At 60.7% G+C, this 23131-nt stretch carries 19 protein-coding genes, 1 tRNA gene and 1 pseudogene; 8 read left to right on the top strand and 13 right to left on the bottom strand.

Annotated features, from left to right (window positions below):
* Positions 1–6: 6 nt before the first annotated feature.
* The 8 genes from AB7783_RS26425 to AB7783_RS26390 form a co-directional block, all read right to left on the bottom strand.
* Entirely contained in the window at positions 7–1260 is a 1254-nt protein-coding gene (locus AB7783_RS26425; protein ID WP_089267546.1) for an efflux RND transporter periplasmic adaptor subunit, read from the bottom strand.
* Positions 1257–4439, bottom strand: a complete 3183-nt coding sequence (locus tag AB7783_RS26420; protein ID WP_441279215.1) for an efflux RND transporter permease subunit — start codon at positions 4437–4439, stop codon at positions 1257–1259. Before AB7783_RS26420 ends, AB7783_RS26425 begins: the two co-directional genes overlap by 4 nt.
* Positions 4440–4510: 71 nt before the next feature.
* A complete protein-coding gene (locus AB7783_RS26415) occupies positions 4511–4855 on the bottom strand; it encodes a hypothetical protein (protein ID WP_441279214.1) in 345 nt (114 codons plus the stop codon).
* A gap of 91 nt (positions 4856–4946) precedes the next feature.
* A complete protein-coding gene (locus tag AB7783_RS26410; protein WP_441279213.1) occupies positions 4947–6392 on the bottom strand; it encodes a sensor histidine kinase in 1446 nt (481 codons plus the stop codon).
* 21 nt (positions 6393–6413) lie between these two features.
* Positions 6414–7367, bottom strand: coding sequence for an RNA polymerase sigma factor RpoH (rpoH, locus tag AB7783_RS26405; protein ID WP_441279212.1), 954 nt, complete (start codon positions 7365–7367; stop codon positions 6414–6416).
* A 223-nt stretch (positions 7368–7590) separates the two neighbouring features.
* Positions 7591–8004 (bottom strand): hypothetical protein, encoded by a 414-nt coding sequence (locus tag AB7783_RS26400; protein WP_199712136.1) that lies wholly within the window; start codon positions 8002–8004, stop codon positions 7591–7593.
* A gap of 120 nt (positions 8005–8124) precedes the next feature.
* On the bottom strand, positions 8125–9507 hold the full coding sequence (locus AB7783_RS26395) for an ATP-binding protein (RefSeq protein WP_441279211.1): 1383 nt from the start codon (positions 9505–9507) through the stop codon (positions 8125–8127).
* Positions 9467–10144 (bottom strand): response regulator transcription factor, encoded by a 678-nt coding sequence (locus AB7783_RS26390; RefSeq protein WP_089267551.1) that lies wholly within the window; start codon positions 10142–10144, stop codon positions 9467–9469. Before AB7783_RS26390 ends, AB7783_RS26395 begins: the two co-directional genes overlap by 41 nt.
* An 878-nt stretch (positions 10145–11022) precedes the next feature.
* On the opposite strand from AB7783_RS26390, the gene AB7783_RS26385 reads away from it, so the two are divergent.
* From AB7783_RS26385 to AB7783_RS26370, 4 genes are read left to right on the top strand one after another with little or no spacing between them, the layout of a single operon-like run.
* The gene (locus tag AB7783_RS26385; protein ID WP_441279210.1) at positions 11023–12099 is read left to right on the top strand and encodes a type III polyketide synthase; all 1077 of its coding nucleotides are present in this window, start codon (positions 11023–11025) and stop codon (positions 12097–12099) included.
* Between the two features lie 4 nt (positions 12100–12103).
* Positions 12104–12841 carry a methyltransferase domain-containing protein gene (locus AB7783_RS26380; RefSeq protein ID WP_441279209.1) on the top strand — a complete coding sequence of 246 codons (738 nt, stop codon included), beginning with the start codon at positions 12104–12106 and terminating at the stop codon, positions 12839–12841.
* Positions 12838–13986: an NAD(P)/FAD-dependent oxidoreductase gene (locus AB7783_RS26375; RefSeq protein ID WP_441279208.1), complete on the top strand. Its 1149-nt coding sequence runs from the start codon at positions 12838–12840 to the stop codon at positions 13984–13986. Before AB7783_RS26380 ends, AB7783_RS26375 begins: the two co-directional genes overlap by 4 nt.
* A complete protein-coding gene (locus tag AB7783_RS26370) occupies positions 13983–15521 on the top strand; it encodes a DHA2 family efflux MFS transporter permease subunit (RefSeq protein ID WP_441279207.1) in 1539 nt (512 codons plus the stop codon). The genes AB7783_RS26375 and AB7783_RS26370 overlap by 4 nt, the downstream gene beginning before the upstream one ends.
* 137 nt (positions 15522–15658) lie before the next feature.
* On the opposite strand, the gene AB7783_RS26365 is transcribed toward AB7783_RS26370, so the two are convergent.
* Positions 15659–15958: a DUF3551 domain-containing protein gene (locus AB7783_RS26365; protein WP_414716852.1), complete on the bottom strand. Its 300-nt coding sequence runs from the start codon at positions 15956–15958 to the stop codon at positions 15659–15661.
* A gap of 846 nt (positions 15959–16804) precedes the next feature.
* Positions 16805–17066 (bottom strand): annotated as a pseudogene (locus AB7783_RS26360) (VOC family protein); the annotation flags it as partial.
* A gap of 78 nt (positions 17067–17144) precedes the next feature.
* Here AB7783_RS26360 and AB7783_RS26355 point away from each other — a divergent pair.
* The gene (locus tag AB7783_RS26355) at positions 17145–17528 is read left to right on the top strand and encodes a Wadjet anti-phage system protein JetD domain-containing protein (protein ID WP_441279206.1); all 384 of its coding nucleotides are present in this window, start codon (positions 17145–17147) and stop codon (positions 17526–17528) included.
* Between the two features lie 105 nt (positions 17529–17633).
* On the opposite strand, the gene AB7783_RS26350 is transcribed toward AB7783_RS26355, so the two are convergent.
* Complete coding sequence (locus AB7783_RS26350; protein ID WP_441279205.1) at positions 17634–18206, bottom strand: hypothetical protein; 573 nt, start codon at positions 18204–18206, stop codon at positions 17634–17636.
* A gap of 186 nt (positions 18207–18392) precedes the next feature.
* On the opposite strand from AB7783_RS26350, the gene AB7783_RS26345 reads away from it, so the two are divergent.
* Positions 18393–20303, top strand: coding sequence for a hypothetical protein (locus AB7783_RS26345; RefSeq protein ID WP_441279204.1), 1911 nt, complete (start codon positions 18393–18395; stop codon positions 20301–20303).
* 170 nt (positions 20304–20473) lie between these two features.
* Here AB7783_RS26345 and AB7783_RS26340 read toward each other — a convergent pair.
* Positions 20474–20550: transfer RNA gene (locus AB7783_RS26340), tRNA-Arg, on the bottom strand.
* Between the two features lie 150 nt (positions 20551–20700).
* On the bottom strand, positions 20701–22128 hold the full coding sequence (locus tag AB7783_RS26335; protein WP_175368586.1) for an ATP-binding protein: 1428 nt from the start codon (positions 22126–22128) through the stop codon (positions 20701–20703).
* A gap of 447 nt (positions 22129–22575) precedes the next feature.
* Here AB7783_RS26335 and rpmH point away from each other — a divergent pair, with 447 nt between their 5' ends.
* Both rpmH and rnpA read left to right on the top strand, forming a co-directional pair.
* The gene (rpmH, locus tag AB7783_RS26330; protein ID WP_011471298.1) at positions 22576–22710 is read left to right on the top strand and encodes a 50S ribosomal protein L34; all 135 of its coding nucleotides are present in this window, start codon (positions 22576–22578) and stop codon (positions 22708–22710) included.
* Positions 22711–22734: 24 nt separating this feature from the next.
* Positions 22735–23097 (top strand): ribonuclease P protein component, encoded by a 363-nt coding sequence (gene rnpA / locus AB7783_RS26325; protein ID WP_089262790.1) that lies wholly within the window; start codon positions 22735–22737, stop codon positions 23095–23097.
* Positions 23098–23131 lie beyond the last annotated feature (34 nt).

The raw sequence follows: 23131 nt of genomic DNA, 5'->3' as shown, positions 1-23131 counted from the left end.
TCTTGCTCACGCCGCCTGCTTGTGGGCCTTCACCTTCTGACCTTCGGCCAGATTCACCATGGGATTCAGCACCACCTGGTCGCCGGCCTTGATGCCATTGCGTACTTCGACGGAGGTGCCGAAGTCGCGCGCGATGGTGATCTTGTGCATATGGACGATGCCATTCTCCACAACGGCCACTTGCGTGCCATCGGCGTTGAAGATCACAGCATCTGCGGGCACGATAAAAGCAGACGTCTTGCGAGGAACATGCAGATCCACGGTGCAATAGACGCCCGGGCTGAGCGCCCCGTCCGGGTTGGGGATGTCGACTTCGGTCAACAACGTCCGGCTGCCGGGCTGCAACGCAGAAGCGATCCGCGTGACCGTGCCGTCAAACACCTGATTGGGAATTTCCGGGACGTGGACGCTCGCTTTCACGCCGGGAGTCACACCGAACGCCGCGTCCTGCGGCACGAATAGCTGAACGCGGATGACATTGCTGTGCATCAGCGTATACATAAACGTGGATCCGGACTGAACTAGGCTGCCGTTATCGATATTGCGCTGGGTGATGACGCCGTCAAACGGCGCGATCACGCGCTGATAAGCCTTCTCCTGCGTGAGTATTCGAATTTGCGCCTCTTGCGCGGCGATGTTGGACTGCGCGACTCCGACCGCCGCCTGCTGGGCTGCCAGCGTCAGCCGGTCGTTGTCGCCCTGCTGCAGCGTCAGCCAGCCCTGTTTCACGAGCCTGCTGTCACGGCCGTTGGTGGCGTCCGCCAGATCGCGGCTGGCCTGGGTCTGCTGCAACGCAGCCTGGTTCTGTTTCAGCGTGGCCTGAGCCTGAGTGATCTGGTGATCGAGTTCCGGCGCGGTGATCTCGGCCAAAAGGTCGCCAGCCTTGACCCGATCGCCAATGTCTACATAGCGTTTTTCAACATAGCCGCTGGTTCGGGCAAAGATATTCGCCGCTTCGAACGCCGTGGTGGTGGCCGGCAGTGAGATGTCGTTGCTGCCGGTGCTGTCGCTGATAACCGCGACCTTAACGTCCGGGACCAGATCGCGGAGTTCCTTTGCTGCGTCCGCAACGGCCTGCTGCGCCTGCTCATGCCGCCAGAAGCCGAAGCTGAGACCACTGCCGAGTAACAACAGAACCGCCAGAACCAGCATCAGTCGGGCCTTGGAACGAGGCCGCACCGGCGGCGGATCCGCCTGCCGATTTACCACGGACGGCTCTTCTTGCGTCCGCGCCTCATGCAACCTCTGAATCCCGGTCATGAACTTGCCTCCTCAAAGACGCCGTGTTGCGGCTGGCCGTCGACGCGTTTGCGCAACAGCGAAAACAAATACGGCACGATCAAAAGCGTGGTCGGCGTCGCAAACAGTAATCCGCCGATCACCGCACGGGCGAGCGCTGCATTCTGTTCCTCCCCGGCACTGCCGATCGCCATCGGAATCATGCCGACGATCATCGCCGCCGCGGTCATCAGCACCGGCCGGATCCGGGTGTGGCCAGCGCTGATTGCGGCCTCGAACGCAGAATGGCCTGCGAGTTGCTGCTCGCGCGCGAAGGTAACCAACAGGATCGAATTCGCCGACGCGACGCCGACCGCCATGATCGCGCCCATCATCGACGGCACGTTCAGGGTGGTACCTGTGATGAACAGCATGGTGACGATGCCGGCCAGGGTCGCCGGCAACGCCAACATTACGACGAAGGGATCGCTGAAGTTCTGGTAGTTCACCACCATCAGGAGGTAGACGAACACAGCCGCGAACAGCAAACCGATACCGAGGTTGACGAAGGCATCGTTCATGCTCTGGATCTGCCCCAGTACGACAATGCTGTTTCCGGGCTTCATCTCCTTCTGCAAATCGGCCGTTACCTTGTTGATGTCGGCGGAGATCGCCCCGAGATCGCGGCCCTGTGCGCTGGCATAGACGTCGTAAACCGGCTGCACGTTGGCCTGGTTCAGGTTGGTGGGCAGCGGCTCGCGCTTGAAGGTCGCGACGTTGCTGAGCATTCCCGGCACCGGCTGGCCGCCGACGGTCAGCGTGCTCGACACCGGCGTATTGCCGTAGGCGTTGAGCGAATTGACTCGGTATTCGGGTGTCTGCACGGCGAGATAATAGGGAATGCCAGATGTCGGATCGGTCCAGAAGTTCGGCGACACCTGCGACGAGGAACTCAGGCTGACATTGATATTCGTCGCAATCGTACTGGCATTGAGTCCCAGCTGCGCCGCGCGGGTACGGTCGATCTCGGTATAAAATGACGGCGCGTCAGTTTCCTGCTGAAGATGCGCATCGACAATGCCGGGGATCGCCGCGATGCGCTCCCGCAGCTTCTGCGCGATAGCAAGGTCACCAGGATCGTAGCCTACGGTTCGGACGTCGATCTGCGCCGGCAGCCCGAAATTCAAAATCTGCGTTACGATATCGGCAGCCTGGAAGTAGAACACATCGTCGGGGAATGCCGCAGGCAGCACCTCGCGCAGCTTGCGAACGTAGTCAGCGGTCGGCTTGTGACCTTCTTTGAGCTCCACCTGGATAATGCCGTCATTGACACCGATGGTTGAGCCGTCGGTAAAGGCAAGATTATAGGGTCGGGCAGGCAGGCCAATATTGTCGACGATCAGACTGCGCTCGCTCACCGGAACGATCTGGCGGATCTTGTCCTCTACCTGCTGAAAGATTTTTTCGGTGGCGTCGATCCGCGTGCCGGCGGGGGCACGAACGTGGAGCTGGATCTCGCCGCCGTCGATCAACGGGAAGAAATCGCGGCCGACCGAGACCAACATGACGCCGCCGAGACCGATGATCAGCACTGCAGCCACCGGCACGGCGACGCGGTTCTTGAGCAACTGGGTCAGCAGCGCGACGTAGCCAGTACGCATCCGCTCGAAGCCGCGCTCGAACGCACCCGACAGCCGCGCGAACAGCCCCTTCGGATGACCATCGTCCGGGCCGTGCTTTTCGTACCGCAGCAGCAGCCCGATAGTAATCGGGGTGAGCGTCCGCGACAGGCCGTAGGATGCCAGCATGGCGAATACGACCGCCAGGCCAAGCGGCGTGAACAGATATTTCGCGGGGCCATCGAGGAACACTACCGAGGTGAAGACGCAACTTATAGCCAGCGTCGAGACTAGCGTCGGGATCGCGATGCCGGCTGCGCCATGCAGGGTCGCGTCCGGCAGCGTCATGTGCTCCTCGGTCAGTAGCCGATGCGTATTCTCGATCGTCACCGTGGAATCATCGACCAGAATGCCGACCGCGAGCGCGAGGCCGCCGAGCGTCATCGTGTTGAGCGTCTCGCCGAGGAAATATAACACCACGAGCGACGACAAGATCGCCAGCGGGATCGAGATCATCACCACAAGTGTTGAACGCCACGATCCCAGGAAGAGCAGGATCATCAGCGCCGTCAGGCCGGCGGCGATCGCGCCTTCGTGCAGCACGCCCGTCACCGATGACTTGACGAATACAGACTGATCGAACAATTCGTTAATTTTTAACCCGGCAGGCGCTGCTGCCCGCGCCTGTTTAAGCACGTCCTTGACTGCGTTGACCACGGTCAGCGTCGAGGCGTTGCCGTTCTTGATGATACTCAACAGCACCGAACGCCGGCCGTCCTGGCGCACGATATTTTGCTGCACTGCCGACGCGTCGCGAACCTGGGCAACATCCTTCAGAAAGATCGTCGCGCCGTTGACAAACTTGACCGGGATCATGTTGAGGTCAGCGATGCTTGCGGGCGTCGCGTTTGTACGCATCGTATACTCCTTGTCACCGATCTTGGCGGTTCCGGTCGGCAGCGTCAGGTTCTGAGTGTTGACCGCGTTGACGACATCGAGCGGCGTCAGTCCGCGCGACAGTAGCTTGTCAGGGTCGAGATCAACCATAATCTGGCGATACTTGCCGCCAGCCGGGGTAGGGAGCGTCACGCCATGCACCGGCGCCAGCTGTTGCCGGACCCTGTAGATGCCGAAATCATACAACTGCTGTTCATTCAGCGTATCGGAGTTGAGGCTGAGCTGCAGCACCGGAACGCTGGAGGCATTGAACTGCACCACGATTGGCGGCTGGATGCCGGGCGGCATCAGCGCACGGATCGCATTTGTAGCCGAAACGATCTGCGAAATTGCGAGGTCGAGATTGACGTCGGGTTGGAAGTAGATCTTCTGAATCGAGAGCCCGTTCAGAGTCTGTGCTTCGATATTCTTGATGCCATTGACGTTGGCGCTGATGGAGTACTGGCTGTAGGTCGAGACCCGATCTTCCATCTCAGGTGTCGAGAGACCCGTATAGCTCCAGATCACCGTTACGACGGGAATACGAATCTCTGGGAAGATGTCGGTCGGCATCGAGCGGATGGCAACGCCGCCGAGAAACAGAATCAGCACCGCTACCACGTAATAGGTGTACGGAAATCTCAGTGCAAACCGCACGATGCCCATTGCTCGCTCCCAGATTGTCCGTCAGTGGAAGAATTCTGCGACCGCCCTGGGCGCCGCATGAAAGCAGAAACTTAGCAGCGGCAGATGTTCAGTGACTTGTCGAGCTGCTCGTCCAGCAGATGCTGCTGCGCATCGAACTTCGAAAGTCGCTGCTGTTCGTCCGCATTCGCATCTTCGTCTGACAGAAAGCCATTCGGGGTCGGCTGGGCATGCCCCACCGGAGCCGACAAGGGTTTCGATGCGACGATGGATTCACGGGCCATCGCGGCATTCGGATCTGCTGCGATGGCGATCAACGCGATAAAGACTGCTGACGCTACTGGCATGAGATTTGAACGCATTGGATTATTCCTTCCTTGACGCCCGACCGGATTGGCAATCGAGCGGCGCGCGACTGTTAGGTCTTCGGAAGACATAATGATGCGATGCGGCGGGCCAACTAAATAACGATTTAGGAAACGGCGCACCGAGCAACGGACAGCGATCTCGCGGCGATGTGATCGCGATCTAGACTTTTGTCTCGGAAGCGTCAGGGAATCCAATTTCGATCACGCACCCCGCCCCCGAAAAGATCGTCAACCGAAAGCCGTGCAATTTGGCAATCGTGGCAACAAGAGTGAGGCCAAGCCCAAGACCTGGTGTCTTGCGAAACGCATCGGAGCGGTAGAACCGCCGCAGCACCGCACTCCGCTCGTGTTCGCTTATCCCCGCGCCGGTGTCCGTGATGCGCAGGATACTCTCGCCGTCGCCGGACACGGTCGTGATCTGGACCTGCCCACCCCGTGGCGTAAACTTGACGGCGTTATCGACCAGATTGGCGATCGCTTCCATCAGCAGATCACGATCGCCCTCGACGATCGGGGCATGAACGATATCGGTGCGCAGCGTGATGCCCTTGTCTTCGGCGATCGGCGCATAGAGATCGCGGACCTCGTGCAGCAGTTCCTCCAGTGCGACCTTGCCGAATCCGGTGGAGCGACGGCTGTTCTCGATCTCGGCCAGCCTCAGCAGCGCTGCGGCAATCGCCAGCGACTGGTCCATGCTCAAGATGGCCTTGTCGACCACAGATCGCAGTTCGGGCAGCGTCCTGGCGTTGTTCCGGCCGCGCTCCAGGGCCAGGCGTGCCCGGGTCAACGGGGTCCGCAGGTCGTGCGCGATGTCATTGCCGACTCCGGCAATCGTGTGGATCAACGTTTCGATCTCGTCCAGCATGCTGTTGACCATGGCGGCGAGCTGAGTGAACGGATCGCGGCCGCGATCAACCGGGAGCCGTTCATGCAGACTACCCGCCACGATGCGCTGAATGCGCTCATTAACTCCGGCGATCCGACGTTCGGCACGCAGACTGAGCAGTGCGCCCAGCGCGAGGCATAGCAGCAGAGCCGGGATCAGACCGAGAGCCAGAGCCTGGCTGACAACCATCGACAGCTGAATCGCCTCATCGACATAGCGGCCGATCACCAATATTTCGCCGTCCGGCAACTGCTGGCCGATGGCCTGAACGGTTAGTTGCTCCGGGCCAGCGGGGCGCGGCCTTATGATCTCGACGGTCTGCACCGTGGCGTCCAGCCGCAGCATCGCCGGCGGGCGCTCGAGATTGCCGGCGACCCGGCTTCCATCCGCCCGGAACAGGCCGACGAAATGCACGTCGCGCGAATCCTCGCTGAGTTGAAGATGAAGCGCGTCGAGCCTGCTTTCATTCGGCAATGCCGCCACCGTTTGCAGCTGCAAGGCGATGACATGGTCGGAACGGGTCACCAGCAGACGGTCGGTCTTCCAATAGATGAAGCCGAACAGGACCAGCACGAACAAAGAAAGCGCGACAGCCGCGACCGTGGCGGCGCGGAAGGTTGAACTACTCGCAAACTCGGCCAGATTCATCGCGTGAGCGGCCCGTGAGGGATATTTGGGCCGCCAACATAACGGATTTCCCGCGCTTGCGCGATTCGTCATCGTTCGCCGGAATGCCGCAATTCAATGCGTTGCCAGCGCGGGGGCGCGGGTGTGACGTCGATCGTGCGAAAGCTTGCGCGCCGCCGACTGCACCTTCTCGAACGCCCGCTGTTCGATCTGGCGGATCCGCTCGCGCGACAGCCCATAGTGCTGCGCGAGGTCTTCGAGCGTATCCGACTCGTCGGCGAGATAACGCGCCTCGAAGATGTGCCGCTCGCGCGCATTGAGTACGTCGATCGCACGCACCAGAACCTGACGCCGATGATCGATTTCGTCCTGCTCGACCGTGATCAGCTCTGGTGTGGGCGCCTGGTCGATCAGATAGTCCTGCCACTCGGCGGCGCCCTCGTCATCATGCACCAGTGCGTTGAGCGAAGCATCACCGCCGAGCCGACGGTTCATGTCGACGACGTCCTTCTCGGGCACGCCCAGATCGGTGGCTATCAGGGTCACCTGGTCGGGCCGCAAGTCGCCGCCTCCCAGTGCCGAAATCCTGCTCTTGGCCGAACGTAGCTTGAAAAACAATTTCTTCTGACTCGCGGTGGTGCCGATCTTCACCAGCGACCATGAGCGCAGGATGTAGTCCTGGATCGCCGCACGGATCCACCACACCGCGTAGGTGGAGAAGCGGAATCCCTTGTCCGGGTCGAACCCGTCAAGGGCCTGCATCAGGCCGAGATTGGCCTCCGACGTGATCTCCGACAGCGGCAGGCCGTAACCACGATAGTTCATGGCCATCTTGGCAGCGAGGCGTAGGTGGCTGGTGACAAGTTGCTCGGCTGCAGCACGGTCGCTGTGATCGCGCCAGCGTATCGCCAGCACGTATTCCTGCTCGCGCTCGAGCATCGCAAAACGCCGGATGTCGGTTCGGTAATTCAGGGCGCTGCCGGCTGCCGCGGGCGATCGAAGCCCGATCGGAGCCGCCAGGCCAGACCCCGGTGTGGAATACTCCGTCGACATTCCATCGGTATTCATGTCAGCCCCTCCGCTATGATTGATCTGTTGCTGATCGATGTCCGGGGCCGATGTCACGGCCTTTGCGGACGATCCTGAAAAGATAGCGGCGGCGATCACGGGAACCATTAAATTACAGGTTAAGGATATAAATTCGAATTCAGGTTCGGCTTGCGGCACGAACAAGGCGGGCGTGACGTGGCTTCCGCAACGTCACGCCCGCGATGCCTTGCAGGACGGTTCGTCAGCTGCAGCCGGCGACCCAAGGATAATGGTTGGGATGCAGCGGGCCGTAAACATACGGACAGCTATAGCCGTAATCGTCGTAGTAGCCTGGGAAGCCGAAGCCACGACCGGTATGTCTGACGAGGTGATGTCCGGCAAAAGCGTGCGATCCGAATCCGCCTCCAGCGAAACGCCGGCCGCCGATTCCGCCGAGATGCTCGCCGCCGATTCCACCCACATGACCGGCGGCGATGCCGCCCGCCATGTGCCCCCCACCGAAGCCGCCGCCAAAGCCGCCCATATGGCCACCACCGCCGCCGAAACCACCACCGTGGCCGCCTCCTCCGCCGCCGCCGCGTGCATCAGCGGCGGTGGCCAGCAGGCTCAATGCCAGCGCAGCTGTTGCGAATACCTTGAATGTACGTCCTTTCATGATCTTATCCTTTCCATCGATGCCGCTGTTGCCGTAAGCCCATAAGGCCGAGGCAACAGCGCTATCCACGAAACATGGTGAGCGGACACGGCGAGACGATTAAAATGCCCTTTAGACAGATCACCTTTCCGGCAATGGACAGGCGATCTCCGCGACGCAGCCGGGACCGGTCGATAACGTCAGTCGGAATCCATGCAGCTTGACGATCGCGGAAACCAGGCTGAGGCCAAGACCGGTGCCGACAGTCCTGCGACTCTTGTCGGAGCGATAGAACCGCCGCAACACTGCTTCACGCTCGTCTTGTCCAATGCCGGGTCCTGTGTCCGATATTCTGATAATGACATCGCTGGGCCGTCGTACCAGAGCCAGCCGGACGCATCCGTGGGGCGGCGTGAACTTGACCGCGTTATCGACCAGGTTGATGATCGCCTCTTGGATCAGATCGCGGTCGCATCGGACAATGGCATCGTCGTCGGCATCGACGCGTAGGCTGACCTGCTTGTCTTCGGCGATCGGTTCGTAGAGGTCGCAAGCCTCACGCAGCAAACCAGCCAGCACCACATCGCCGAACCCCCTGCGGTCGCCATAATGTTCGATCTCCTGGATACGCAGCAGGCTGGTGATAATGGTCAGCACTTCGTCGACGCCAACGATCGCACGGTCGGCGACCGCCTGCAGGTCCGCGACCGTCGTGGCATTGGCGCGGCCGCGCTCTAGGCCAACGCGGACACGGGTCAGCGGCGTGCGCAGATCATGCGCGATCTCGTTGCCGGTCCCCGCCATTTCGGTGACCAACACCTCGATCTCGTCGAGCATACCGTTGGCGATGATCGCCAGCTTGTCGAAGGGGTGGTCGAGGTTGGCCGTGGGAAGTCGCTCGCGCAGGTCGGCATCAATGATACGCCTGACCTGCGCATGGAGTTCATCGACACGACGCTGCACCCGCAGGCTGAGCACACCACCGATCGCCAGGCTGAGGGCGCCCGCCACCGGAAGACCGAGCAGCAGGGCGCGGCCGATCGCTGCCGCCAGTTCCTTGAGTTCGCCGCTATGGCGGGCGATGACCAGCACTTGGCCGTCAGGCAAGCGACGACCGATGGCGCGCACGGACATCGACTCCGGCTTATGCGGATCGATCCTGATCACCTGCGTCGCATGAATCCGCGCGTCGATCGCCAATTGCGGTGGGATATCGCGCAGATTGCCGGCAATCCGTTTTCCGTCGGCGGTGAACAGACCGGCCAACCGGGTCCGACGCGGATCCGCCGCCAGGCGGTCCTCGATGGCGATGACCCTGCGCTCCGGCACGTCCGAAGCGATCGCCTCGCTCGCCTCCGCGATCGAAGCGTCCATGTCGGCCCGCATCGAACTGCCAGCCTCCCAGTACACGAAGGCTGAGAACAAAAGAATGCAGAGCGCGATCGCGATGGACGTCCACCGGAACGTCGTCGTGCGGACGAAATCAGGAAGGCGCACGAAGAATAAATCCTGCGCCGCGGACATTGTGGATCATCGGCGGATCGCCCGGCGTGTCTACCTTGTGCCGCAGCCGCCCCATATGAACGTCGACAAGATTAGTGTCCGGGACGAATTTATAATTCCAGACCTCCTCCAGCAACATCGCCCGCGTCAGCAGCTGCTCGTTACGCTGCATCATGTATTCGAGAAGGCGGAATTCCCGCGGCAGCAATTCGATCTCCCGCTCGCCACGCCGCGCTGTGCGTTCGATCAGGTCGAGTTCGAGTGGTCCCACCCGCAACATGGTTTCCCGCGTTTCGATCGGACGTCGCAACAGGGCCTCGATCCTCGCCACCAGTTCGACTATCGCAAAAGGCTTGGTCAGATAGTCATCGCCGCCCATACGTAATCCGCGGACGCGATCATCGACCGCTCCGAGCGCGCTCAGGATCAGTACGGGCGTGCGAATTTGGTCATGCCGCAGCGCCTCGACGATGGTGAGTCCGTCCATTCCCGGTAACATGCGATCGACGACCATCAAGTCCGGCTTGATGGAGCGAGCCTTGTCGAGTCCTTCGATGCCGTTCGCGGCATGTTCGACCTCGAAGCCGCGCTGCGTCAGTTCGGCCGCGAGTTCCTCGGCGGTCTCATTGTCGTCCTCGATCAGCAGAATCTTGGTCATCTGGAGTATCTCGGGCACCGTTTGATCTGAAGACACGACAAGGTGCGACCGCGCCGTAGCATAGCGGAAAACGTCGTCATTTTGTCGAAACTCGGTCATTTCGTCCATCCGGTCGGTACAAGCCTCACCGCTGCGACAGGGACCAAGGATCCCGGGATCGCGTACAGCGTTGCTCCGGCATCGGTATGCCGTGTCACCATGATCTGCCGGGCCAGGCCGCGGAGCTTTTCCTCGTGTCCGTAGCAGAGCACGGCCTGCGCCAGGTCGATTGCGTCCGGCCCTCGCGATACCAATCCCGCAATCACATCCTGATCCCTGTCCGCCATCGGCCGAAGATTGATATCAGCGACCATTTTGTCGGACGCAGAACAGCTGTTGAGAGCGAGCGGACTCGCTCCAATGAACGCGGCTGCAGTGGCCGGGCGACGCTCAATCGCTGCCGGTTGAAACGGCGGCGACTTGTGCGGCGGGCGCGCCACCGCAAATGCGGTTGCGGCAAGCAACAGCGATACCCCTAACGAGATCGCACCTTGTCGAACGAACGACGTCAAAATTCCGAGCATCCACCCACCTGCGAACGGCGCTTACTGATGCAGCAGCCGTCGGAACGCGCCCCCGGCCGGACGGCGAACCAATGGCAACAACATCTTCGGAAGGCTTCTGTTCTTCAATTAAATACGAATTTAACCTGCAACGCAGCGACGCCCCATGCGCAACGATTGCCGGCCAGACACCTGCGATCGACATCCCCGGCAGCAACCGAAGCAGAGCGTCGGTCCGTTCTTAAATCGCAATTTAATCGCTCCGCGGACTTTCTTCGCTATCTCGACCTTCATCGGCCGGCGCTCATTTCGGCGGAGGCATACGGAGGGATTCCCTTGCCAGCAGTTTATATCAATCGTGTCGCAACGGCTGTGCCGCCTTACGACGTTCATGACGCCTTTCGCCGCTTCGCACAGTCTACGCTCCATCTGGCCAACCCGCGTCAGGCGCGGCTGTTCGAACGCATGGCCGACAAGTCCGGTATCGAGCACCGCTTCTCGTGCCTTACGCCGAGCAATCGACCGGAAGGCGACCATTTCGATGCCGGCGGCTTCTATGCCCGTAGGGGTTTTCCCGATACGGCGACGCGGATGGAGCAGTATGAGCTGCACGCGCCCGAACTGGCGCAAGCCGCCGTCGATCGCCTGCATCTCGGAGCGGATCGTGACCGCATTACACACCTGATCGTCACCAGTTGCACAGGCTTCTCCGCGCCCGGCCTCGACCTCGATCTCATCGCGCGTTGCGAGCTGCCGACGACGGTCGAACGCACCGTGATCGGCTTCATGGGCTGCTACGCTGCCATCAACGCGCTGAAGCTGGCCTATCACATCGTCCGCTCCGAAGCGTCGGCGCGCGTACTGGTCGTCAACCTCGAACTCTGTACGCTGCATCTCAAGGAAACCGCCGATCTCGAGCAGATGCTCTCGTTCCTGCTGTTCGCCGACGGTTGTGCGGCAAGCCTTGTGAGCGCCGAGCCGTCCGGCATCGCGCTCGACAGTTTCCGCGCCATGCTGGTTCCCGATACCCGCGATCTGATCACATGGAACATCCGCGACGCCGGCTTCGACATGGTTTTGTCGGGACGCGTTCCGGCCGTTATCCAGGACGGCCTACGGCGGAGCACCGATGAGATCCTGGCTGGAGCGCCCGCGGCGGCGATCGACCTGTGGGCGGTGCATCCCGGCGGCCGGACCGTTCTCGACGCGGTGGAGCGAGCCTTCGCGCTGGCGCCGACCGCACTGGCGGCGTCGCGCGACGTGCTGCGCCGTTATGGAAACATGTCGTCAGCGACGGTCATGTTCGTGATCGAGCGGCTGATGCGTTCGGGCGCACGCGGCCGCAGCGGGTGCGCAATGTCGTTCGGGCCCGGACTGATCGCGGAAACCATGCTTTTCCGAACCGTGGCCTGACCCCATGAGCACATTCAGCACCACCCACGCTACAGCGACGGACCTGTCGCAGCGAAGTACCGAAGCCGAATGGCTGGACAGCGCCGGCGCAAGTCCGGAAGAGCTCGAACTTGTGCTGCGCGACCTCGCCCGCTTCAACGGCGCGATGCTCGGGCACCGGGCGGTGATCGCCTGGCTGGACGCCGCCATCCAGCGGATACCTGAAGGCACCGAGCTCACACTCGTCGATGTCGGTTGCGGCTATGGCGACCTGCTGCGGGCGATCCGCAGCTGGGCCGCCGGGCGCGGCCGGCAGATCAAGCTGATCGGGCTCGATCTCAATCGCGAGACGGTCCGCATCGCGCAGTCGGCGACAGGAAACGATCTCAATATCGAATATCAGGTGATGGACATCTTCAATTTCATCCCGCCCTCCCCCATTGACTTCGTCGTCAGTAGCCTGCTCACGCATCATATGTCCGACGAGATGATAGTGACGTTCCTGCGCTGGATGGAGAGGACCGCGCGACGCGGCTGGATGATCTACGACCTGCAGCGCCACCGGATGCCGTTCCATTTCATCGGCCTGATGGGCTGGCTGACGCGGCTGCATCCCATTGTCATTCACGACGGCCGGATCTCGGTTGCGAGAGCCCTCACCCGCGCGGAATGGACGGCGCGGTTACGCGATGCCGAGATCGCGCCGCGCGCGGTGCGCCTGCGATGGTTCCTGTTCCGCTTCGTGATCGGACGTGTGCGATGATTCAGGTCGAGACGATCGTCATCGGCGGCGGGCCGGCCGGCAGCGCGGTGGCCTGCGGTCTGGCCAGTTATGGCCACGACGTCATGCTGATCGAGCGCACAGCGACCTCCCAGCATAAAGTGTGTGGCGAATTCCTGAGCGTCGAGACACAGCTGCTGTTACAGCGATTGGGCGTCGATCCGCTGGCGCTCGGCGCGGTGCCGGTCGATGAGGTGGCGCTCTATTCCTCGCGCCGCAGCGTGACCTCGGCACTACCGTTTCGCGGGCTGTCGCTGTCGCGCTATCGACTCGACGCCGCGCTGCTGCGACACGCGCATTTCAGCGGCGCACGCCTGCATCGCGACGTGACGGTGAAAACGGCGAGACCCGATGGATCCGGCTGGCTGGTCGTGTGCGACAACGGCCATACGGTGAGTTGCCGGAACCTCGTACTGGCCACCGGCAAGCTGGGTCTGCGCGGCATCGACGACACACGCGACAGCTCGCAGGTCGGGTTGAAAATGCACCTGCGGCCTGCCCCCGACGTTCGCCGAGCGCTCGAGGGCCGGGTCGAGCTGTACTTTCTGGAGGCCAGCTATATCGGCATCGAACTGGTCGAAGAAGGTATCGCCAACCTCTGCATGGTGCTGCCGGGTGAAACCATGAGCCAGTTCGGATCCGGCTGGCTTGCGCTGCGCAACCATGTGGCAGCGGCGCTTCCCGCACTGGCGGAGCGGCTGGCAGACGCCGAGCCGCTGTGGGACAAGCCGAAGGCCGTGGTCTGTCCCAGCGGCGGACATCTTCATCGCGAGCGAAACGCTGCAGCCTATCGGGTCGGCGACCGTCTCGCCCACATCCCGCCCTTCACCGGCGACGGCCTTGCCATCGCCCTTGGATCGGCCGCGCTGGCAGTCGCGCATATCCGGGAGGGCCTTTCACCTGATGTCTATCTGGCGGCCGCGCGAAAACTCACGGCCGGTCCGATCCGGCTGGCGAGCATCGTCTCCTGCCTTGCCGGGCATCGCATCAGCCGAAACTTGATGTTCGCCGTGGCCACGCGCGGCCCGGGCCTGATCGGCTCGATCGTCCGCCGCACCCGGTTGACCCGCGCGATGGATGGCCTTGACCCTGCCGTGCTGCCTGCCCCGCCGCTCGTAAGCCCATGACGACCCTGCGCACCGAACTGCCCCTCGCGGACACCCGGACATGGCTCGGCTTTGTCCTGATGTGTCTTGGGATGTTCATGGCGATTCTCGACATTCAGGTCGTCGCAACATCGCTGCCGACCATTCAGAATGCCCTCGCCATCTCCCCGGAGACGATGAGCTGGGTCCAGACCTCCTATTTGATCGCCGAGATCATAGCCATTCCCCTGACGGGCTGGCTGACGCATGTGCTCTCGATGCGCTGGCTGTTTGCCGCCGCCCTCGCGCTGTTCACGCTGGCGTCGATCGGCTGCGCCGCGAGCGGCACCTTCGCCGCCCTCGTGTCGTTTCGTGTGCTGCAGGGATTCGCGGGCGGCACGCTCATCCCGGCGGTGTTCGCCGCGGTCTTCCTGCTGTTCCCGCCGCGCAGCCAAGGTATTGCCACGACGATAGCCGGCATTGTGGCGGTGCTGGCGCCGACGGTCGGACCTGTGGTCGGCGGCTGGATCACGCAGACCTGGTCCTGGCACTGGCTGTTCCTGATCAATGTCGTTCCCGGGCTGATCGCTTGCGTTGTGGCGCCTCCTCTGCTGCCCCGGCAGCAGCTGAACTTTGGCGACGTTGCGGAAATCGATTGGCGGTCGCTGGTTCTGATGGCGATGTCGCTGGCCACTCTGGAGATCGGACTGAAGCAATCCCCCCATGATGGCTGGGTGTCGGTCACCTGCACGGGCCTGTTCACAATCAGCGCGCTCTGCGGTGGCCTGTTCATCCGACGCACATTGCGCGCTGCCCATCCTGTCGTGCAGCTTGGCCCATTCCGAAACCGCTCATTCGCGATCGGATGCGCGTTGAGCTTTTGCCTGGGCGTGGGCCTGTACGGCTCGGTCTATCTCATCCCGGTCTTTCTGGCTTACGTCAGGGGTCATGACGCCCTGCAGATCGGTTCGACGATGCTGGTGACCGGCGCCGCGCAACTGGCGATGTCGCCCATCGCCGTCGCGCTGGAACGGCGACTCAATGCGCGCTGGCTGACCGCCGCAGGTTTTGCGGTGTTCGGTATCGGACTCGCCCTCAGCATGTTTCAGACATGCGGCACCGATTTCAACCAGATGTTCTGGCCACAGATCGTTCGCGGCGTCGCCATCATGTTCTGCCTGTTGCCACCGACCCGCCTGACGTTGGGCTCGCTGCCGGAAGCGCAGGTGCCGGCAGCGAGCGGCCTGTTCAACCTGATGCGCAATCTGGGCGGCGCGATCGGCATCGCGCTGATTGACACCATCCTATACAGCCGCGCCCACATCTACGCCGCTGCGTTGCATATGCAGTTGTTATCGGGAGACCCCACAGCGGCAACGGCCATTGGCCTCGATCCCGCATTGCTGACAAGCGGTCTCTCCGGCCCACCCACTCCCGCCATGGAAGCCCTGGTCCGGCCCATGATCGAAAAGACGGCCTTTGTCTGGAGCGTGAACGATGCTTGGGCAATGCTGGCAGCAACGGCGCTGCTTGCCGTGCTGCTGGTGCCATTCGCGTGGGGCGGGCGCGAACGGTAGTTCGGCCCCGGGGCGAGCGGCGCTGCTGCCGCCATCTTGAGAAGCGATAGACGTTTCAAGGCCCCCCCTTTTCAAGATGATCTCGTTTTCCGCACCAGAGATTATTATCGACCGGGCCGTGCCGCTCGCGAAGGCGCTCAGTACCGGGCACGCCACCCGTCGGGCGTTCGCTCATAACTACCACGGAAATCGATGTTCTCCACGCAGTTGGCGTGCATGTCGGCCGCGGCCTGCAGACATTCCTGATAATCATAGTAGCCGCAGATCTGCGGTGCGCCCCCTGGACCATTGGATGAGCCTGGCAACAGACAGAACGGCGACGCGTCACGGTGCAGTGGCGTAGCTTCGGCGGGTTGCGAGCTCAGCGCTGCGAACGAGAGCACGACGGCAACGGCAAAGGCCGCAGTGAGACACCTGGGTTGTCGATCGAAAATCATCATCCATCTCCATCTGCTGTGAACCTCAAAGCGTGCCGCTCGCGGTCCCGCAGTCGCATCAATCGGGAAATCGCGATTGCAAAGCCTGCAAGATGGGCAGCCGAGGGCTACGTTTCCGGGATCATCGTGCGCTGGAAATTCAAGATTTTCTTCGCACAGGTCCCATATCGAAGAGATAGGAAATTCTATGTATTTCCCGAATAAATACGTGTTTAACTTTCGAACGCGCTTGGAGCGACCCCGATCGACGTTGCGCATGAAAGTCTGACTGACAGCGGGAAATCGACCTCTGGAATTTTCCGCAAGATTTCAAAGAGGGTGCCATCATCTTCGGCACAAAGCAGCCATCACGCTGAAAAAGGGTAACTAATGCGGATGGAGGTTCTGCACTTGATCAAGGCAGATCAGGTCGAAGCACTCCTTGCCCGTCACTTACTGGCTAGGGCTCACGCCTTCCCCCGTGCAAACTTGAGGGTGTATCGAGGCAGGTCGGATCACGCCTACATTTCACACCACGGCGCGATGCCAACGGATATTGACGTGGTTGTTGTCCGAGAGCGCAAGAACTGGAAGGGCGCGCGGTTGGTTTTGTGCTCGGAACGATAGGTTTGGAAAAGCATTTTAAGACTCAGTCAAAGCCCTCGAAATTCATAACGGTAAAGAGTAGCTCAAGAAGCCCGCGTGCGTTTGTTTTGCACCTAGCAACCGTTGGCAGTCTGCACTCGGGCCAATCGTAACCGGTGTCATTTGGCACTTCGCTGCCCCCGAATTTTCCGAAGGTCTGCTTTGCGCCATGAGCGGCCATCCGTTGTTCTTAACTGATACGCGCCCATTTTCGCGCCCTGCTCAGTCCTCGTCCTGCCACCTGCGGAGATCCGTCTGGTCATGATAAGCCATGCGGTCCGGCTTGGTGATGAATTCAATCGTCGTGCCCCACGGCATGCGGCAATAGCAAACCTTGTTTCCAGGACCTTTCTCGGTCCCAGGGTATAGCACGCGGTGCGGTGAGTGGTGTGCCTCCCGCCTTCTCGAAGCACTCTACCGATGCGTCGATGTGGTCGGTGTAGAGAGCAAAGTGCGTGATGCCAAAGTCACTCGCCCGGATCGGCTTGGCTTCAACCTGCTGCTTTTGCTCGACGGGCTGTTCAAGGAGCAGAACCTGTCGGCCGTGGCGCGCCAGCTCGGCATGAGCCAGCCCATGGCGAGCGCCGGGTTGCGAACGCTTCGCGAATTCTTCGGAGAGTACCCCTCGCTCGCCACCCAACAGGCACTGCGCAAGATCGCCGACGCTGTCCCGGAGACCCCGGTATTTCACTGGTCAGATATCGACCCTGACGGCACCTGGATTTTCCATACTATCGAACGAGCAATCGGCAGGTTCATTCGCCCACATCTAATGAGTATCGATATCGCTGAGAAGTTTGGGAAATCCCCGCCGACCAAGGGAACCTCGGCCCGCTGTCCGGAAGAGTCCGGAATATTCTCGCTTGCCGAGTATTTGACAAAGGATGGCGCTAAGATGCTTGAGCAGGAGGAGCTAGATCCGCAAATCCCGAGCATGGGAGCTTGATGGCCAGCGTCGAATATGCCTTCAAACTGTTCGAAATCCGCAAGTTGCGCCGTCGCGGTTTCGCGGGCTGCGGCAACTAAACGTTCCGGGGAGGCTTTGAAAGTTCTATCTGCGGCGGTATGACCAAGACGAATCTGCCTCTTCCATCATCTCCGCGTCTGTGAACGTGAGAAGCGTGAGAATCTCGTCGTTCGGCAGCGGAAAGGTATGCTCGAGCATTTCATATCGCTCTGCACCGCGGCGGTCGAACCAAGCGTCGGCGCCGATCTTTCTTGGATGGGTCTGCTCGACCTTCGATCCGAACAGCGTCTCGAACGCATAGCTTTCCCGGTCCAATTCGTCGCGCGGAAACCAATGATCCGGGACGCAAGGCGGCCGTAGAAACCAGCGTCGCCCCTTCTGGCCGTGGCACACCAACATGGCGTGGAATTTGTTGCTCTGAACAAGCCGGATGGCGGTCGCAGTGCGGCTCAGGTCGGGGGCCGGCTGGGAACAGCGCAGCGCGTCATGAAAGCTTCGTTGCGAGTGGCCTTGGAGCAAGGCGCCACGACCTTGCTGCCAGTTCACTTCGCTGCGGCCATCGAATTGGGAAAACTGATTTTCGGCTTCAAAGAAAATTTGTTCGCGTCTTACGCGAGATCGATTGCAGCTTAGGGAGAATTGCCATGGATACTTCATCCCTTACCTCGCTGTCCGTAGGATTAGTATCGATTGATGACCATCAGCTTTCGATGGGCCGTCGATCGAACAGCCTTGCTGCTCGTTCAAGGACAGCGCGAATCCGATTAGGATCGTTCTGATGGGTACTCCGAGCGATCTCGCAGCTGCCGCCAGTTCCCCCTCGAGCACGCGGGACAAATGATAATGAGCGCTTTTCCAGTCGTTACTTTCCCGGCTTCCGATGAGAGCCTTCAAGGGTTCATCGCTAGAGCTTGCGACGAAAATGGTCACCCGGCGGTGCCCCATGCTCTTGGGCTGGCAGGCTTTAAGACGTTTGGTGCCCGCTTTCTGTCGAATAGCGAAGCAGCGGATACTCAGAAGCTAAGCGCATTTTTCGGATGCCGCGAAGATGAACTGCGTCATCGTTTTCATTTGCCCGTAGGAGTTGAAGGGAGCTCAAGCTCATTTGTGGGCTACTTCGGCCAGCCGATTCGAAAGAATATGCGCGAGCCCGTTCTGAGGCGTGTCTCGCCCGCGTCATTGCAAATATCGCCGTATCATCGTGGAAGTTGGATGTTGAGGCCGCTTCATTACTGCCCGGAGAGTGGTGAAAAGCTAGTTTCCTCCTGTCCCAACCCGAACTGCGGACGATCGCTGGGCTGGAACACGGCTTACGGCATTCCTTTTTGCGAATACTGCCTCGACGAAGATTGCGGACCGACGACCGACCTCCGCAACTTCCCCCAACCGATGCTCGAAGATCAGGATTTCAAGATCTATGCGTCTGTCGCCCGTTTCCTGACTGACCCGTCCAACAGAGACAAAACCGTGCCCGATTGCTTCTCGACATGGAAGGGATGGGAGATCTTCGATCTTGTGGCGATGCTTGCAATTTTCCTGTTCAAGCGGTTTGGCGATCGGACCGGATTGCGTGGTGGTCAGATTTTTCAACTCGAAGGCTGGCATGAAAATTTCATGCTGGCTGCACGCGCGGTCATGGACTGGCCGCACGGCATGGGCGCTGTCGTTCAGCTAATGAGAGAAACTGCGGATTCGCGGGCTGGCTATTACGGTCTGCGGAAAGAACTCGGCCCGTTGGCAGACTTTGGCGTCCACTACGGCGCAACCCCGAGGATCGTCGCGGAAGTTAGCACGGCGACTAACAACTTCTACGTCTCAAACGGACGAACTAGGCCTGGGACTAGTTACGAAGCCCTCGAAAATGCACGTTATCGGCTATTGTCCTACCGTGAGGCAGTCCGAAAGCCCGGCGTCAATCCAGCCTATCTGACCTCAATCGTGAAGCATCGCGACATTGAAGTCGTTCAGGCTGACGCTGCAAAACACGCTCCCGTCTTTTTCAACGAAAGCGAACTGAATCAACTATTGAAGGAGCGCAGTCAGCTACGGCCGCTCGACCGACTCCCGGTCATAACCGGCCTGCCAATGTTTGTGGTGCATGGGCTTGTGCAATCGGGTCACTTCTGCCTCGCGGCAGGTGCAGTCGCACGGTTTCGATCGGCGGTCTTTCACCCGAGCGAGATCGAAAGGCTCGAGGCGCGACTTCTTGCGAACGCAATCGAGCAGGACGTTGACAATGCCAAGCCATTGCTGATCGCGATCAGGGATACCTGCAGCAGAGGTAGAAATCTTCTGCCGCTGCTTCGTCTCTGTCTCGACGGAGACCTGCAGTACTCCTTCCACGGAGGTTCCGAGCCCTTGCTCTCGCGCATCATGGTACGCGAAGAAATCCTCCTCGCTTCCATCAGGAAGATTTCCAATCACTCGGTCCCGGTGCCAGACAAGATGTCGCGGAGGGACGTGTCGATCTACCTCGACGTTGACAATGACGACATCATTGGCCTGGTCCAGGCAGGTCTGTTGAAAGTAGCCGACCTGAGATATGGCAGAATGGTGGAAGGCAAAAGTGTCATCGATTTTGCCGAAAAGTACATGTCGACACATTTCATCGCGCGACGCTTCAAATTTGCCACCCGTTCCGTCCAAAAAAATCTGGCGCTCCTCAACATCAAGCCTGCTGCAGTTTTTCAATCGGCCAATCGGACGGAAGGTTATGCTTGGCATAGACGGGATATTGATCTGTACCTAGGGTGATGCTCGCCACCGCCGCAGACCGATCACAGGCCCCTTCGGGGCCTTTTTCGTGATCCATCGATATAGACTCGCCGTTATTGAAAAAAGCGACTCAGGGCGAAAATGAAAAGGCCGGTTTTATTGGGCCTAATAGACTCGCTCTTAACTTGGCCCGATAAATGAAGCGGAAATGGCGCGCCCGAAAGGATTCGAACCTCTGACCCCGTGATTCGTAGTCACGTGCTCTATCCAGCTGAGCTACGGGCGCGTGCCGCGATGTGGGGCCAAAGCCGCCAGCACCGGATGCGTTTCGGAAACGATGTTTGCGAAAGCGGGCCATAGCTACCGGGTCGAGCCCGGCTTGGCAAGCGCCCTGAGCCGCTTATTTCACTCCCGTGACATACCCGGAAAAGACGGCTCAGGCCCGCGCGCGTTCGTTACGGATGCTGTGCAGTTCCACCGGCCGGTCGGGAAGGCTGATCCGGAAGGTGGCGCCCAAAGTGCCTTCCACAAGGTGAATATCGCCGTCATGGGCGCGGACCAGTTCGGCCGCGATCGCGAGGCCCAGCCCACTACCGCCGGGGCGGGACGAGCCCTGAAATGCCTCGAACAGGTGGTCGCGCGCCCGCTGCGGGACGCCTGGGCCGGTGTCGGACACTTCGAGAATGGTGACAGCGCCTTCGCGGCGGCCGGTGATGCGGATCTGCTGCGGGGCGACGTCGCTCTGCGGCTGCCCCTCCAGCGCCTGGGCCGCATTGCGGACCAGATTGAGCAAAATGCGAAACAACTGATCGGGATCGGCATCAATCATCAGCCCGCGCTCGATGGCGTTGACCCAGCCGATCGACACGTCGGTCGCGAGCCCGGCCGATTCGCGGACTTCGTTGACCACCGGTTCAACGAGAATCATCTTGCGGTCGGGGGCAGCTTCCTGCGCGCGGCCATAAGAGAGTGTCGACTGGCAGAAGGCGATGGCGCGCTCCAGCGAGCGCATCAGCTTCGGCGCGAAGCGCTGCACGCGGGGATCGGGCACGCTGGCGAGCTGATCCGACAGCAATTGTGACGACGCAAGCAGATTGCGCAGGTCATGATTGATCTTCGAGACCGCGAGGCCGAGCGCAGCGAGACGACTCTTCTGATGCAGCATCGAAACGAGATCGCGCTGCATGTCGGACAATTCGCGCTCCGCCACGCCGATTTCGTCAGCGCGCTGGCTCGGCACGATGATCCGCGCCGAGCTCTCGGGGTTTTCATGGAAAGCGACGAGATTGGCCGTCAAATTCCGCATCGGCCGCACGAAAAGATAATGCAGCGCCAGATAGACCAGCCCCGCAGAGAGAATCGCCAATCCCAGCGACACCCACAACAGATTGCTGGAAAAGCGATACATCGCCTGCCGCAGCGGTAACTCATCGACCACCACTTCAATGAATTGCGCCCCGCCGGGCGCCGGCCCGATGATGCGCATCGTCTGATCGCCGGTTTCCAGCATGACCTCGAACGCATCGACAATCGCCGACCACACCGTCATCGACCGCATATCGATGTCATGGTCGATCTGCGCCGGCAGATCCGCGCTGGCGAGCAGACGGCGCTGCTGGCCCATCTTGATGGCCACCGCACGGGCGCCGATGCTGCTCAGGATTTGTCGCGACAGCGATTCCGGGACCATGCCGAGCGGCGCGGCATCCAGCACCAGTGCTGCCGTATTGGCCGCGGCCAGCCTGTCGTTCAGCCTGTTGATCCGGAAATTGGCGATCGAGGGCACATAAATGAGAATTTCGGCAATCAGCACCAGCGGAATGGTGAGCAGCAACAGCTTGCCCGACAGCCCCAGCCGTCGCATGGGGCCGAGCCTGAACGCGGGCTCGATGGGCTTTTCGCCGGCCGAAGACACAATATTGGCCTCTGATCTCACGGTCTGACGCTGAACTATCGAGAGATACGGGTCCAACGACGATTTGTTACGATGATGTTTGCGACCAGTTCTTAAATTTGTCCGCTGAGCGAACACGCTTAAGCCATAGAGCAATTTCACAACCGCCAACAACCTGAAAACACCGGGAAATTGGGATTAATCCCATGGTTCCAAGAATTTGGCGGATCAGAACACCGCTACAGGGCAACATTGACGAAAACAGGACGCTCCCGTATAAGCCCGCCAACTGTCCGCGATGACCCGGTTTTGGATCGGGTGCGGCTCGTCTTTGGGCCGGAAATGGCTCGTTGAGCCAACATCTTAGGACTTACCTCAAATTACTCGGCGAATTGCCCGGTCAGCGGAGAACGACCCGTGAAGCGGACTTATCAACCCAGCAAATTGGTGCGCAAGCGCCGTCACGGCTTCCGCGCTCGCTTGGCGACCGTTGGCGGCCGCAAGGTTCTGGCTGCGCGCCGCGCACGTGGCCGCAAGCGCCTCAGCGCCTGATCGGATCTCTTCCGAGAGTTCATCATGGACCGGTTACGGCAGCGGGCGGACTTTCTCGCCGCTGCCAATGGGCCGCGGGTGAACAGCCCTGCCTTTGTGATGCAAACCCGGCGACGTGACGACGACGGCCCGATCAGGGTCGGCTTTACCGTGACCAAAAAAAACGGAACCGCCACCGAGCGGAACCGTATCCGGCGCAGGCTTCGCGAACTGGTGAAGCGCGTCGATGTCTTATCCATGCGACCCCACAGCGATTATGTGCTAGTCGGCCGTCGTGTCGCGCTCCAACGCGATTTCACGATGATGCTCGACGACCTCCGCTCGGCGCTGCACCGCCTCGATCGGCAATCTTCTAAGACGCAATCTTCTAAAACCAGCGTGACCTGACGCTTTCAGCCTGCGACAAGCGCGCAGCCGGAAG

Source organism: Tardiphaga sp. 172_B4_N1_3, assembly GCF_052076035.1.
Lineage (GTDB): Bacteria > Pseudomonadota > Alphaproteobacteria > Rhizobiales > Xanthobacteraceae > Tardiphaga > Tardiphaga robiniae.
This window is presented reverse-complemented; position numbering and strand designations above follow the sequence as displayed.

Bases quoted from the DNA above. Each gene is read 5' to 3' on its own strand.
- AB7783_RS26425 (WP_089267546.1), bottom strand. From the start codon at position 1,260: ATGACCGGGATTCAGAGGTTGCATGAGGCGCGGACGCAAGAAGAGCCG.
- AB7783_RS26420 (WP_441279215.1), bottom strand. From the start codon at position 4,439: ATGGGCATCGTGCGGTTTGCACTGAGATTTCCGTACACCTATTACGTG.
- AB7783_RS26415 (WP_441279214.1), bottom strand. From the start codon at position 4,855: ATGTCTTCCGAAGACCTAACAGTCGCGCGCCGCTCGATTGCCAATCCG.
- AB7783_RS26410 (WP_441279213.1), bottom strand. From the start codon at position 6,392: ATGACGAATCGCGCAAGCGCGGGAAATCCGTTATGTTGGCGGCCCAAA.
- rpoH (WP_441279212.1), bottom strand. From the start codon at position 7,367: ATGAATACCGATGGAATGTCGACGGAGTATTCCACACCGGGGTCTGGC.
- AB7783_RS26400 (WP_199712136.1), bottom strand. From the start codon at position 8,004: ATGAAAGGACGTACATTCAAGGTATTCGCAACAGCTGCGCTGGCATTG.
- AB7783_RS26395 (WP_441279211.1), bottom strand. From the start codon at position 9,507: ATGTCCGCGGCGCAGGATTTATTCTTCGTGCGCCTTCCTGATTTCGTC.
- AB7783_RS26390 (WP_089267551.1), bottom strand. From the start codon at position 10,144: ATGACCAAGATTCTGCTGATCGAGGACGACAATGAGACCGCCGAGGAA.
- AB7783_RS26380 (WP_441279209.1), top strand. From the start codon at position 12,104: ATGAGCACATTCAGCACCACCCACGCTACAGCGACGGACCTGTCGCAG.
- AB7783_RS26375 (WP_441279208.1), top strand. From the start codon at position 12,838: ATGATTCAGGTCGAGACGATCGTCATCGGCGGCGGGCCGGCCGGCAGC.
- AB7783_RS26370 (WP_441279207.1), top strand. From the start codon at position 13,983: ATGACGACCCTGCGCACCGAACTGCCCCTCGCGGACACCCGGACATGG.
- AB7783_RS26365 (WP_414716852.1), bottom strand. From the start codon at position 15,958: ATGATTTTCGATCGACAACCCAGGTGTCTCACTGCGGCCTTTGCCGTT.
- AB7783_RS26355 (WP_441279206.1), top strand. From the start codon at position 17,145: ATGAGCCAGCCCATGGCGAGCGCCGGGTTGCGAACGCTTCGCGAATTC.
- AB7783_RS26350 (WP_441279205.1), bottom strand. From the start codon at position 18,206: ATGAAGTATCCATGGCAATTCTCCCTAAGCTGCAATCGATCTCGCGTA.
- AB7783_RS26345 (WP_441279204.1), top strand. From the start codon at position 18,393: ATGAGCGCTTTTCCAGTCGTTACTTTCCCGGCTTCCGATGAGAGCCTT.
- AB7783_RS26335 (WP_175368586.1), bottom strand. From the start codon at position 22,128: ATGCGACGGCTGGGGCTGTCGGGCAAGCTGTTGCTGCTCACCATTCCG.
- rnpA (WP_089262790.1), top strand. From the start codon at position 22,735: ATGGACCGGTTACGGCAGCGGGCGGACTTTCTCGCCGCTGCCAATGGG.